General features: G+C 51.4%; 9 protein-coding genes. 4 read left to right on the top strand and 5 right to left on the bottom strand.

Annotated features, from left to right (window positions below):
* Window positions 1-87: 87 nt before the first annotated feature.
* Both JUB14_RS25165 and JUB14_RS25160 read left to right on the top strand, forming a co-directional pair.
* A complete protein-coding gene (locus JUB14_RS25165; protein WP_207509632.1) occupies window positions 88-1,284 on the top strand; it encodes an MFS transporter in 1,197 nt (398 codons plus the stop codon).
* Entirely contained in the window at window positions 1,271-1,882 is a 612-nt protein-coding gene (locus tag JUB14_RS25160) for an IMPACT family protein (RefSeq protein ID WP_207509631.1), read from the top strand. The genes JUB14_RS25165 and JUB14_RS25160 overlap by 14 nt, the downstream gene beginning before the upstream one ends.
* Window positions 1,883-1,886: 4 nt before the next feature.
* On the opposite strand, the gene JUB14_RS25155 is transcribed toward JUB14_RS25160, so the two are convergent.
* From JUB14_RS25155 to JUB14_RS25145, 3 genes are all read right to left on the bottom strand, one after another.
* Entirely contained in the window at window positions 1,887-2,123 is a 237-nt protein-coding gene (locus JUB14_RS25155; protein ID WP_207509630.1) for a hypothetical protein, read from the bottom strand.
* Between the two features lie 119 nt (window positions 2,124-2,242).
* Window positions 2,243-3,967 carry a RagB/SusD family nutrient uptake outer membrane protein gene (locus tag JUB14_RS25150; RefSeq protein ID WP_207509629.1) on the bottom strand — a complete coding sequence of 575 codons (1,725 nt, stop codon included), beginning with the start codon at window positions 3,965-3,967 and terminating at the stop codon, window positions 2,243-2,245.
* Between the two features lie 31 nt (window positions 3,968-3,998).
* Window positions 3,999-7,265, bottom strand: coding sequence for a SusC/RagA family TonB-linked outer membrane protein (locus tag JUB14_RS25145; protein WP_207509628.1), 3,267 nt, complete (start codon window positions 7,263-7,265; stop codon window positions 3,999-4,001).
* Window positions 7,266-7,853: 588 nt separating this feature from the next.
* Between JUB14_RS25145 and uvrA the strand changes: the two genes are divergently transcribed.
* Together uvrA and JUB14_RS25135 are read left to right on the top strand one after the other, a co-directional pair.
* On the top strand, window positions 7,854-10,694 hold the full coding sequence (uvrA, locus tag JUB14_RS25140) for an excinuclease ABC subunit UvrA (protein WP_207509627.1): 2,841 nt from the start codon (window positions 7,854-7,856) through the stop codon (window positions 10,692-10,694).
* Between the two features lie 148 nt (window positions 10,695-10,842).
* Window positions 10,843-11,313 (top strand): hypothetical protein, encoded by a 471-nt coding sequence (locus JUB14_RS25135; RefSeq protein WP_207509626.1) that lies wholly within the window; start codon window positions 10,843-10,845, stop codon window positions 11,311-11,313.
* Between the two features lie 179 nt (window positions 11,314-11,492).
* On the opposite strand, the gene JUB14_RS25130 is transcribed toward JUB14_RS25135, so the two are convergent.
* Together JUB14_RS25130 and JUB14_RS25125 are read right to left on the bottom strand one after the other, a co-directional pair.
* On the bottom strand, window positions 11,493-12,236 hold the full coding sequence (locus JUB14_RS25130) for a LytR/AlgR family response regulator transcription factor (protein WP_207509625.1): 744 nt from the start codon (window positions 12,234-12,236) through the stop codon (window positions 11,493-11,495).
* Window positions 12,233-13,303: a sensor histidine kinase gene (locus JUB14_RS25125; protein ID WP_207509624.1), complete on the bottom strand. Its 1,071-nt coding sequence runs from the start codon at window positions 13,301-13,303 to the stop codon at window positions 12,233-12,235. Before JUB14_RS25125 ends, JUB14_RS25130 begins: the two co-directional genes overlap by 4 nt.
* Window positions 13,304-13,543: the final 240 nt, after the last annotated feature.

Raw genomic sequence — 13,543 nt, 5'->3', positions numbered from 1 at the left:
TGCTAGTTACTAAATGAGAGAGGGTAATCTGATATTCCGGCCTGAAAGTACTACTTTTTCTCCTCCGAAACTGTTTACCTTTGTGCGATGCAAACCACCGCACCTACCCCTACTAGTATATTTACGCTGCAGTTCTGGTTGTTGAGTCTGAGTTCATTCCTGTTTTTTGCCAGCTTCAACATGCTTATTCCTGAGCTACCCAGCTACCTCACCAGCCTGGGAGGAGCCGAGTACAAAGGGTTTATCATCAGCCTGTTTACCCTTACGGCCGGGCTATCACGCCCGTTCAGCGGCCGCCTCACCGACCGGGTAGGACGGATACCCGTCATGGCGTTTGGCTCCATTGTCTGCTTTATATGCGGCTTTCTATATCCGATATTCACCTCCGTGATGCCTTTCCTGCTGCTCCGGCTCGTGCATGGCTTCTCCACGGGCTTCAAGCCTACAGGTACGGCCGCCTATATTGCGGATATTATACCGGCTACGCGTCGGGGCGAGGCACTGGGTATACACGGGATGTGCGCCAGTATGGGCACCGCGCTGGGGCCGGCGTTGGGGAGCTATATTGCTCAGATTTTTTCCATTAATGCTCTGTTCTACACCTCCTCCTTCGTAGCGTTGCTCTCCATAGCTATCCTTTTTAACATGCAAGAAACGTTGCCGAACCGGGAGAAGCTGTCGACTGAGGCATTCAGGATCACAGGCCGTGATATATTTGACCCTACGGTATTCAGTCCGGCATTGGTTATTTTTCTGACTTACTTCAGCTACGGAGCGGTACTGACCCTGGTACCTGATTACAGCGACTACCTGGGCCTGAGCAACCACGGCCTCTACTTTCTGGTCTATACCCTTACGTCGCTGCTCATCCGGCTGGCAGCCGGTAAGGTATCTGACCGGCACGGACGGGTACCTGTCGTCATCGTGGGTTGTATCAATCTTATTATAGCGCTGGTACTTACCGCCTACGCCAGCAGTTCATTTATCTTTCTGGGCGGAGCGGTATTCTTCGGAATCGCTACAGGTATTCTCTCCCCTATACTATCAGCCTGGACGGCCGACCTCAGCCATGACCAAAACCGGGGACGGGCCTTTGGTACTATGTATATTTCTATGGAAGCGGGCATTGGAATAGGAGCCTATATTTCGGCCGAAATCTTTGCCAACCGCTACGAAAACCTAACGACCGCTTTCCTGCTATCGGCGGCACTCGCGGGGGCGGCTCTTATCTATGCAGTTGTTCTTGTTTACCTGAAAAAATCTTCATCCCGTGTTATTCGATGATTCGTACCGTACTATTGAGGAAGCTACCGAAGGTTTATTCAAAGATCGCGGCAGCAAGTTTCTGGCCTTTGCCTACCCTATCCGGTCGGAGCAGGAGGCTAAGGACTACCTGGCCCAACTACGGGAAGTACACCCCAAAGCCAACCACCACTGCTACGCCTACCGGCTGGGCCTGGACCGCAACCACTACCGCGCCAACGACGACGGTGAACCGGCTGGCTCGGCCGGGCGCCCTATCTTGAACACGCTGTACTCACAGGACCTTACTAATATACTGGTGGTAGTCGTCAGGTACTTCGGAGGTACCCTGCTGGGAGTACCGGGCCTCATCAACGCCTATAAGTCGGCCACGCTGGCTGCTTTGGAACAGGCAACGGTAGCGACGCGGCACCTCTATGATCGGTACGAGCTTACCTTTGGATACGAAAGTATGAATGGGGTGATGCAGCTAGTAAAGGAGATGGACCTGACGGTACTCGAGCAGCAATTTGAGATAAGCTGTCGTCTACAGGTAGAGGTACGCAAAACGCAGGTAGAACGCTTCGTGGAGCGCGCCGGAAAGATTGAAGGAGTGGCTTGTAAGTACCTGGCTCTCTAAGTACCTACTCCCGCAGCTTATCAGCCCGGATGTCGGCATCGTCGTAGAAGTACTCATCAAAGGTACGGCCTGAAGGCTCGCCGTAGCGCAGCACCGAATATACCAGCCATAGTACCAGGAAGGGCGACAGCAGGAACATACAGGTAACAATACCAGATGACATACCAGCCGACGCTCCTACGGTATACACCAGCAGGAACAGACTCACAAACCATAGCGCGAAGCGGGGACTTTTCAGCATAAGTATCCTGTTTTACGTAGGCTTATATAACCCTTACTAGCACTTTTTGTTAGATAAAAACGCACTCGGGCCGCTCCTTTGGGAGCGGCCCGAGTCGTTACTATAAGGATGATAGTGTATTAATAGCCGGGATTCTGCTTTAAAGTAGCTTTACCATCCATCTGTGAGTTTACGATTTCCTGCAGGGGAATCGGGTAGTACTCGTGCTTGCCCTTGGTGAAGCTAACTCCGTTGAAGTACGTACGCTTGTTTTTCTCAACAGCATAGTACGCGTTCAGTACCTGATCAGCGATACCCCACCGAACCAAATCAAAGAAGCGGTGTCCTTCCATACCCAGCTCGAGGCGTGTTTCAAAACGAACGGCGGTACGGGCATTGGCGGCGGTACTGAAGGCCGGATCACCAGCAGCGTACTCTTTGATAACATAGTTAGCGGCAGGCTTGCCATCAGCTGTTTTTACAAATCCATCCGGATTGGCAGCCCGACTCCGTACCATGTTTACCAGTTCGCGAGCCCGTGACAGATTACCCAGTTCTACCTCAGCTTCGGCCAGCATCAGCAGCACGTGCGCATAGCGGATCATGCGGTAGTTGTTGGCGTTAAGACGCGGGTTACCCGAGAAAGTATTGGTACCCACATCAGAGCGGTACATCAGGTGCTTGCGGGGAGAGTAAGGCCCACCGTACGCCTGATCACGGATATAAGCCTTGCCCGGGTGTACCCCCCAATCCAGGAATGGTATACCACGACGACCTACGGTATGGTCAAGCCGTGGATCTAATTCTCCTTCTTCAGGTGTAAAAGCCTGGGTTACCTCAATATTCTGATCATTCTTCACATCAGAATTGTTGTAAGTGTCGAACAGAGGTAGTCCGTTCTGGGTCTTGAACGAGTTCACCAGGTTCTGAGTAGGCTGATAAAATCCGCAGCAGGTAGTAACACCGCCTCCCCCGTAAGGGTAGTTGAGCGTAGCTCCCTGATTTCCGTTTTCACCACCCGGCGCTCCATCGTTTACAGAGTGCTGTACTTCAAAAATAGACTCTGCATTGTTATTGGTCGAAGCGCGGAAGTTATCGTTGTAGCGATCCACCAGTTTGTAACGACCGCTGTTCACGATAGCATCAAACTGAGCCTTGGCCTCTGCCCACTTACGCTGGAACAGATACGCCTTACCCAGCATAGCGGCAGCAGCCCATTTGGTAGCACGTCCTTTCTGAGTCTGGGTCTCGGGCAGATTATCCAGAGCAAATTTGAAATCCGCTTCGATATTCGGCCAGATATCTTTATCGTTTGTCAGGCGGGTGCTGTTCAGGTCATCAGGGTTATAGGCCTTTTCGTCAATGTACGGGACGTTGTTCCACATCTTCTTGGCCTCAAAGTGGTAGTGGCCCCGCAGGAAATGAGCCTGCGCCTTGATCTGCGTCTTCTCTGCGTCAGTAAGCTCTTCCACCTGGTCCACTAGCAGCAACACATCATTGGCCCTTGCTACGCCGTCATAAACAGCCTGCCACTTGCCCCTGAAATGGGTATTATCCGGTTGAATAAGTTTTTGTTCAATCAGAGATATCTCGGGTTGGTCCCCTGCGATTGTACCTTTGTAGGCATCGTCAGCGGCTACGCTTCCGTATATCCAGTTATCGGCCGATCCGTGCCAGGTTGTGGTACCTGCCCCTACACCATCCAATAAAGAATAGGCTCCGGTAAGAAGGTAGTTAACGCCAGCCCGGTTCTTCAGCGTCTCGATAGAAAGCGCGGCCTTAGGGCGCGTTTCTAGAAATTCATCACTACAGGAGGTAGCTAATCCCAGCAAGAGGAAACTTGTCAGGTAGGTTATTTTTTTCATTGTCGTTTCTCTTTAAAATTTTTCTCAACTATTAGAAACTGAGGTTTAAGCCAAGCAGTGTAGCACGATAGGACGGATAGGCGCCCTCGTCCACCCCAATCTGGCGATCCTGGTCAGTTCCACTCGAGCTGCGCAGGTTAATCTCAGGATCCAGGCCGGTGTACTTGGTGAAGGTTAGCCAGTTTTGTCCCTGTATGTATACTGAAGCTCTGCTAAGTCCCAGCTTCGACAGTAGTGTAGCAGGTATGTCGTAAGTAAGCTGAACGTTCTTCAGACGCAGGTACGAGCCATCTTCGAGGTAGTAAGTTGAAGGCTGGCTTGAGATTACGTCATTCGAGCGCAGGATTGGCAGCTTGGCGTCGGTTTTGCCCGGCTCCCACGACTCATAAGCCATCCGCTTGCTGCGGTTTCCGCCAAAGGTGGGGAAGTCGGTCCAGTAGCGTACGTAGTTAAAGATCTGGTTGCCCTGTACACCTTGTCCGAATATGTCAAGACGGAAGTTCTTGTAGCTGGTGCTGATGTTGATACCGTACGTAAAGTCAGGGTGCGGGCTGCCGATGATGCTCCGGTCAGAAGCATTGATGATACCATCGTTGTTGATATCACGGAAACGGAAGTTACCGGCTTTGTTGTTTACTCCACCCCCAAACTGAACCGGCAACGATTTGCCTTCTTCGTCAGTGTTGATGAATCCATCAATGGTGTAGCCGAAGAAAGAACCGATCGGATAGCCTGCCTGGGTTACACTCATGGGTGGAAGACGCGTCGTGAAACCGAAGTACTGCGTAGCCGGATCGCCGGTCAGTGTGATTACTTTGTTACGATAAGTAGAGATATTAGCCCCGATAGAGTAACGGAAGTCTCCGTTTGAAGCGGTTCCGTTATAGTTTAGTCCAAGCTCAACCCCTTTGTTCTGCATAGAACCAATGTTTTGGAAAGGTACAGTAGCTACCCCCTGCGTACGCTGTACATCCGGACGGAACAGCATGTCGGTAGTGAGGCGGTCGTACCAGTCAAAATTAACATCGAGCTTGCCTTTAAGGAATACTGCATCAAAGCCTATATCCGTCGAAGTAGTAGTTTCCCAACGGGCGTTAGGGTTAGCAAACTGGGTACGGTCGTAGCCTTGTACTGCCGATGTTCTGTTTCCATTCAGGTCGTAGAAGTTCTGAGCCGCGTTAGTACCAAATATGCCGAAGCGGTTGTAGTTACCAATTTCCTGGTTACCGGTTTGTCCCCAGGCTGCACGTAGCTTGAAGTCATCCAGCCAGGTCAGTCCTTTCATGAATTCCTCATTAGACAAACGCCAGCCTACCGATACCGCCGGGAAGTAAGCAACCCGGTATTTTTCGGCGAAGCGTGAGGAGCGGTCACGACGGATGGTTACATCCAGCAGGTACTTATCATCCAGCGAGAAGTTGGCTTTGGCAAACTCCGAAGCGATGCGCCAGTCAGAGGCAAAACCTGCGTTTACCGAAGTACCAGGGTTACCGGCATCCAGGTAGCGGTTTTCCAGATCATCCGAAGCAAAGCGCTGACGACGGGCCGTAAATTGTTCGAAGAAGCTCTTAATTGACTCAGTACCTGCCACCACGTTAAAGCTCAGACGATCATCCATGAAGCTGGTCTTGTAGGTCAGGGTGTTGTACCAGGTCCAGGTCCACTCGTAGTTATTGGTCTGGTCGAGTTGGTTAGCTCCGGCGTTTTCGGAAGATTCCAGATCCACAGCGCGGTATACACGATGGTTAAACAGGTTATAATCCAGACCAAACTGCGTACGGGCGGTCAGGTTTTTGAGGATGTCAACCTCAGCAAAGGCATTACCAAACAGGCGTACGTTGCGGCCTACGTTGTCTTTGTTGCGCCAAAGTTCAGCGATAGGGTTACGTGAGTTGTCCAGGTCAGGTCCGGAGGTACCGGCGTAGTTACCTTTGATATCACGAACCGGTATAATAGGTTGGATACGGTACGCAAACGAAATAGGATTCGATTCGCTCTGGTTTCCGTTGGTCTGTCCTACGCGCTCGTCCAGGGCTATCTGGAAGTTCTCCCCTGCCCGTATCCGCTTAGTCACATTAAACTCGGTATTAGCCCGGATGGAGTACCGCTTGTAGTAGGTATACTGCATGATCCCTTTCTGATCAAAGTAGTTCAGCGACATGGCATAGCGACCATTTTCGTTTCCACCCGATACGCCCAACTGGTGGTTCTGGATGGGAGCCGGATTGAACATTTCATCGAACCAGTCGGTACCTTCCTTATTCGCTTTGGTAATCAGATAGCGCGAACTGGGGTTGAACGGATCATATACATAGCGGCTTGGATCGGTACGGGGATCGCCTTCCATTGCGCCTCCCGGTATAATATAATCAGGAATAACCGGAGTAGCTCCCTTGCCAAACTGAGCGTTGCTGGGGTAAATAAGTCCGCTCTGGCCCGCGTTAGGAGTAGCGATACCATTATTAAGCGTATTGAGCGCATTAATGCGTGACTTCCATAGTATATCAGCGTGCTCCTGGGTGTTGGTCAGGTCCAGGCCTTTCCAGGCGCTTTGGGTACCGTAGTAGGTATCATACGAAAGGGTAGGCTTTCCGGCTTTTCCTTTCTTGGTCGTAATGATTACTACCCCGTTACCGGCCCGCGAACCGTAGATAGAAGCCGCCGAAGCATCCTTAAGTACCTGCATCGATTCGATATCGTTCAGGTTGAGTGAGCTGAGGTTACCTTTGGTAGGCGTACCGTCAATGATGTACAGAGGAGAGTTGTCATTGATGGTACCGAACCCCCGTATACGTACCATCACACCACCACCGGGTGAGTTGTCGTTGGATACGTTCACACCGGCTACACGTCCCTGCATGGCCTGCGCCAGGTTAGAAGCGGGTACTGCCAGCGCCTGCTTTACGTCAATAGAAGCCACCGCTCCGGTAATGTCCCGCTTGGACTGTGTACCGTAACCGGTTACTACTACTTCGCTCAGGCTCTTTACGTCATCATCCAGCGATACACTGATAGTACTCTGATTGCCAACAGGTACTTCTTTCTTAACATAGCCGATTGACGAAATTACCAGAACGGCATCGTTACCACGCACCGCTACTGTAAACTGTCCATCCGCATCTGTGACTGTACCAACGGTGGTACCTTTTACTTGTACGTTGGCTCCTGGCAAGCCCTGGTTGTCTGAGGTGGTGATCTTACCAGTGACTCGGCGCTCCTGCGCCTGTGCTAATACACTGCTTAGCACGAGCAGCATTAGTACAGCCCATCGGACTGCTGATCGTAGATCTTTCTTCATAAATGATGATTGGTAGTGAGTAAATGGTTATAAGAGAAAAGCATACTAAACTGAGGTGTGAAAGTAGCAGAAACCCCTGATTCTAACTATACATTTGAAAAAATTAATAAAGTTTTAATCTTATTTTTTCTCCAAATGTTCATAGTGTAAAAGTAACACACTAAGTACACGATACGATACCTACGGTTACTAGACAAAAATCTATGTACAACGGTAAGTTTTTATGTATCAAAACACTATCTCTGAATCGCTACATCAGGTCTTAAATAAACATAGATGTACTTGATCATCCGGCGCCTGATTAGGGCTTGTACAAATTGAACAGATACAGCTATAAAAGCTACTACTGATAAAAGGGAGAAATTGAAGCTCATCAGCACCTCCTCAGAACAGGCAAAAGAAGGTTATACTATACAGGAGTAGGCTATGTGGAAAAGCCTGTGGATATTTGTCTGAGCTTGTGCAGGGAAGGCAGACAAACATTCTCTTTCCGGCAGCCGCAAATACGAACCCATCTAGTATATTTAACGTTTACCTTCAGATGGAGACACTGGTCTTCCTCTTTTTTGAACCTACTGATTAGACGCTTTGAAACAGCTGAATGATATTGACCTTACGGGCTACGACCAGATAGAAGTGCAGGGCGCCCGTGAGCATAATCTTAAAAACATTGACGTAAGTTTTCCCCGCAATAAGCTGGTAGTGGTAACGGGTATTAGCGGGAGTGGTAAATCGTCACTGGCCTTTGATACGATCTATGCCGAAGGGCAGCGCCGCTACATGGAAAGCTTCTCAGCCTACGCCCGGGGCTTTATTGGCGAAATGGAGCGGCCTGACGTGGACAAGATCAGCGGTCTGTCGCCGGTGATCAGCATCGAGCAGAAGACTACTTCGCGTAACCCCCGCTCTACCGTAGGTACTGTCACCGAGATCTACGACTTCCTGCGTCTGCTATACGCCCGCGCGGGTGAGGCTTTCTCGTACGTGACGGGACGCCGCATGGTGAAACAGTCGCAGGATCAGATTATTGATCAGTTGCTGGCCCAATTTGGCGGACAGAAGACTACCCTTCTGGCCCCGGTAGTAAAAGGCCGCAAAGGCCACTACCGCGAACTGTTCGTACAGATCGCCCGCCTGGGTTATACTAAGGTACGGGTGGATGGCGAGGTACAGGATATAGTACCTAAGATGCAGCTGGACCGCTACAAGGTACACGATATAGAGATAGTAGTAGACCGCGTTATCCCCAAAGCCGAAGATCGCTACCGCCTGAGCCAGTCCGTAGCAACGGCCATCAAGCAGGGCAAAGGAGCCATGATGGTACTGGACACCAATGGCGAGGTGCACTACTTCTCCCAAAACCTGATGGACCCTGAGTCGGGTATCAGCTACGACGATCCGGCTCCTAACAGTTTTTCCTTCAACTCCCCCTACGGCTGGTGCCCTACCTGCCAGGGATTGGGTGTAGTGGAAGAAATCACCGAAGACTCCATCATGCCGGACCGCTCGCTCAGTATCAGCCGGGGAGGAATAGCGCCCCTGGGTGAGTACCGTGATGCCTGGATATTCAAGCAGCTGGAAACACTGCTCAAGAAGCATAAAGTCAGCCTGAGTACACCTCTGGAAAAACTGCCTCCCGAGGCGATGGAGGTGATCCTGTACGGCAGCGACGAGCCCGTCCCCCTGCCTTCCAAGAAGTACCCCGGTACGGAGTGGGACACGAAGTTTGACGGGATTATTAACTTCCTGAAGCGCCAGCAGGAAACCGGTACTGATAAGATACAGGACTGGCTCAAGGACTTCATGGTTATTCGTACCTGCCCCGAGTGTAACGGCGCCCGGCTACGCCAGGAGTCGCTGCACTTTAAGATCGATAACAAGAACATCGCCGAGCTGGCCCAGGTAGATATCCGCGAACTGGCCGACTGGATGGTAGGCCTGGAAGATCGCCTCACTGATCGTCAGCGGGTCATAGGCCATGAGGTACTCAAAGAAATCCGCAAGCGGATCGGCTTTCTGCTGGACGTGGGACTGGAGTACCTGACCCTTAACCGCGCCCTGCGTACCCTCTCGGGTGGTGAAGCGCAGCGGATACGGCTGGCTACCCAGATCGGTACCCAGCTTACCGGCGTACTGTATATTATGGATGAGCCGAGCATCGGTCTGCACCAGCGCGACAACGTTCGTCTGATCCAGTCGCTCAAGAACCTGCGCGACCTGGGCAATACGGTACTGGTGGTAGAGCACGATAAGGATATGATGCTGGCCTCAGACTACATCGTGGATGTGGGCCCGGGTGCCGGCCGCCACGGCGGACAGATTGTCGGCCGGGGTACTCCCGACGAATTCCTTCAAAATGGCTCTGTTACGGCTGAGTACCTGAGCGGACGCCGGGGTATAGAAGTACCCGCCGAGCGCCGTAAAGGCAATGGTAATACGCTGATACTGAAAGGCTGTACTGGTCATAACCTCAAGAACGTGACGATCAAGCTGCCCCTGGGTACCATGATATGCGTGACGGGGGTAAGTGGCAGCGGCAAGTCATCGCTGATCCACGAGACGCTGTTCCCGATCCTGAACCAGCACTTCTACCGCTCACGCCGCGAGCCGCTTCCGTACAAGAGCATCGAGGGGCTGGAGCATATTGATAAAGTTATAGAAGTAGATCAGTCGCCCATCGGACGTACCCCACGCTCCAATCCGGCTACCTATACCAATCTTTTTACGGATATTCGTACGCTCTTTGCCGAGCTGCCCGAAGCCAAGATCCGGGGCTACAAGCCCGGGCGTTTCTCTTTCAACGTGAAGGGGGGCCGCTGCGAGGACTGCGAAGGAGCGGGCATGAAGAAGATCGAAATGGACTTCCTGCCCGACGTACACATTGCCTGCGAGACCTGCAAAGGCAAGCGCTTTAATCGCGAAACGCTGGAAGTACGCTTCAAGGGCAAGTCCATCGCGGATGTACTGGACATGACCGTAGAGCAGTCGCTGGAATTCTTCGAGAATCAGCCGCGTATCCTCCGCAAGGTACAGACGCTGAACGACGTTGGACTTGGCTATATCACCCTCGGACAGCACGCCACTACCCTTTCGGGTGGAGAAGCCCAGCGGGTAAAGCTGGCCGAAGAGCTTTCCAAGCGCGATACCGGTAAGACACTGTATATCCTCGATGAGCCTACTACGGGACTCCATTTCCAGGATATCCGTCACCTGCTGGATGTACTTAACAAGCTCGTCGAAAAAGGAAATACGGTACTGATCATCGAGCACAACATGGACATTATTAAGGTCGCCGACTACATTGTTGACATTGGCCCGGAAGGTGGCGCCCAGGGCGGCCGCGTAGTCGCCGAAGGTACCCCTGAGAAGGTAGCCAAGGCTAAGGAAAGCTTTACCGGTAAGTTTCTGAAGGAAGAGCTGAACGGATAGTATATCGCCACGGTACCTCCGTAACTAACCACTGAGCCAGGCCTACCGCCTGGCTCTTTTGCTTTTACCACCTATTTCTCTACTTTAGCCTATAAGAGGTCCACAAAGCCATTCCACTTTTGCCTGCTGCTCTGCTGTTCCCAAAGCTATGAAACACCTATCACCCCTACTACTGGCTCTGGTAGCTGCCCTGGTTTGGGTGGCCTGCTCCCGCCCGAAGGTATCGCCTAACCAACCCTACTTTGGGCACTACGACTACTACATGGGTGGCAGTGGTATATCCGGTCCTGACCCGGAAGGCAACTTCCCTCCCGGTTACGGCCGGGTACACGTTAAGGAAGCACCGGAGGGGTTGATCTCCATCCGCATCCTCGAGAATGTGGGCCGTACCCGCACCTTCGAGCGTTGCCGCGTGCTGCCCATTGATACCAGCGGCAATAAGTACCAGCACTTCGCCCGCATCATCAACACGGAGAACCAGATAGAAATTGCCAAAATCAGACACTGGTACTATTATCTCAGCGGGATCAACCAGCCCCTGGAGCGCATCTATATTCAGTTTGATTTTATGGTAGATAATCAGCGTATCGAGATAAACGCTATAAAGAGAAAGGAGTAGGTGTACAGTAGACACAGCCAATCTTGTAGGGCAGTGCTGGCGGCACGAACCATTCTGTAGTGCACGCCGAATGCAGTAGACCTAGGCAGCAGTACCGTAGACACAACCGTCCTGGTAGGATCGTAGGTTCGGCCGATCCTGTTGCCCCGGACGCCAGTCCGGGAGTCAGGAGCAGGCTCTCAGATCCAGCGGCTCAAAAACTGGTTGAAGACTTCCTTGTACTGGTCGCTGACGGGGATGGTAGAGTCGCCGATCTGGATGGAATTGCGGGTCACGGCTCCGATTTGATCCAGATTTACGATAAAGGAGCGATGTATCCGCATGAAGCGGCTGGCGGGCAGTTTTTCTTCCAGAGCTTTAAGGCTGGTCAGCGACAGCAGAGGCTTGCTGTCGCTCTTGAGGTGTACCTTTACGTAGTCCTTGAGTCCCTCAATGTACAGGATATCATCAAACGCCACCCGCACCAGTTGGTATTCGACTTTCAGAAACAGGTACTCTTCCCGCATGTCGGGTACTGGTGGCGCTACGGCTACAGGCTGGGCACGATGTAGTAGTTCAAAATAAGCTTTCCCCTTACTGGCCGCCCTCAGAAACTCTTCATAATTGAACGGCTTGAGCAGGTAGTCCAGCGCATCGACCCGGAAGCCTTCCAGCGCAAAATGATTATAAGCCGTTGTGAATACGATACGCGGCCCCCGCTCCCCTGATTTATCCAGTACCCGCGCCAGTTCTATACCCGTCAGATCAGGCATCTGAATATCCAGGAAGATCAGATCGATCTCGTGCTGATGCAGCCCCTGTAAAGCCTCGACCGCGCTGGAGTACCGCCCCACCAGTTTAAGAAAGGGCGTTTTCTCGATAAAGGCACATACCAGCCCCAGAGCCAGTGGCTCGTCATCCACAGCTATACAACGTAGAGTCATGCAACTTCCAGTTTCAGGTCAACCTCGTATTTGTTGTCAGAGGTATTTTCATTAACGGTAAGGTTGTACCGGTCCGAGTAGAGCAGGTCCAGCCGGCGGCGGGTATTAGCTAGCCCTATACCGTTACTGTCGTCTAAGGCAACCTTCTTTTCGGCAAAAATCGTATTCTGTACTTCCAGGTGCAGCTGTCTTCCCTGCTGCTTGATGCTGATTACAATACAGCTAGGCTCTATCGCACTCACTCCGTGTTTAAAAGCATTTTCGATAAAGGGCAGCAGCAGCATCGGGGCAATAGGTACGTCATTCAGCGGCGACGGCTGCTCAAACCGGACAGATACTTTATCGGTAAGCCGAAGCTTCATCAGCTGGATGTAGTCCTGCACAAAGGCTATTTCGTGGCTCAGCATAACGGTCGTTTGCTGGGTTTCGTACAGCACGTACCGCATCATACGCGAGAGCTTATGCAACGCCTCCCGGGCCGCCTCACCATCGACTACGGTCAGAGCATAGATGTTATTGAGGGTGTTAAAGAAAAAGTGTGGGTTGATCTGAGCCTTCAGGAACGACAGCTCTGATTTAACCTTATCCCGTTCCAGGCTCTGGCGGAGCTGCTTATCCCGGTGCCAGTTCTGCACGGCCGTGACACTGGTACTGATACCCAGTACCATCAGGGTCAGGATCAACGAAAAGAAATCTATCCACTTCTCACTTCTGACGACGCCGCTGGCCTTACGTACCTGATACGCCTTCTCCAGCAACTCACGCAGATTGATCCATACTTCAAATCGCTGAATCACATAAGCTACCAGAAATACTGTAGCAATATTAAGGGCTATAAATAAGGTGTACTTATTACGGAACAGCAGCTTGGGTACCCACAGAAGGGCGTTGAGATAAAACGCCGTAACCAGTAGCAGGAAGAGGACGCCCTGCTTAAACCAGAACTCGTCCGGTAACTCTACCCGCCAGGTAAGTGGCTGAAAAAGAAGCAGTGATAGCCCCAGTACTCCCCATACCAGAATATGGATCAGTACTGAGAAGTTACGAAAAAGCGAGAAGGACGCCATGTATTAGGGTGTTAGTTAATGTCTAATTAACATGAATAATATACACAATCTTACGTAGGACTTTTCACAGCAACTACTCCAATCGACCAGTATAGATAGAATGTCGATTAATAAGTCATAAAAGTCTACCAATTGGATCTTTTCGGTACATCAGACACTAATTACGCATCTGTCGGCCAAATAGGGCCATTGGTCGTCTTATTATTACAGCCTATCTATTGTATTTTTTTTATAAGCGAT

Source organism: Telluribacter humicola (assembly GCF_017355935.1).
Taxonomy (GTDB): domain Bacteria; phylum Bacteroidota; class Bacteroidia; order Cytophagales; family Spirosomataceae; genus Telluribacter; species Telluribacter humicola.
The sequence above is the reverse complement of the archived record's forward strand: the minus strand, read 5'-3'. Positions and strand labels throughout refer to the sequence as shown.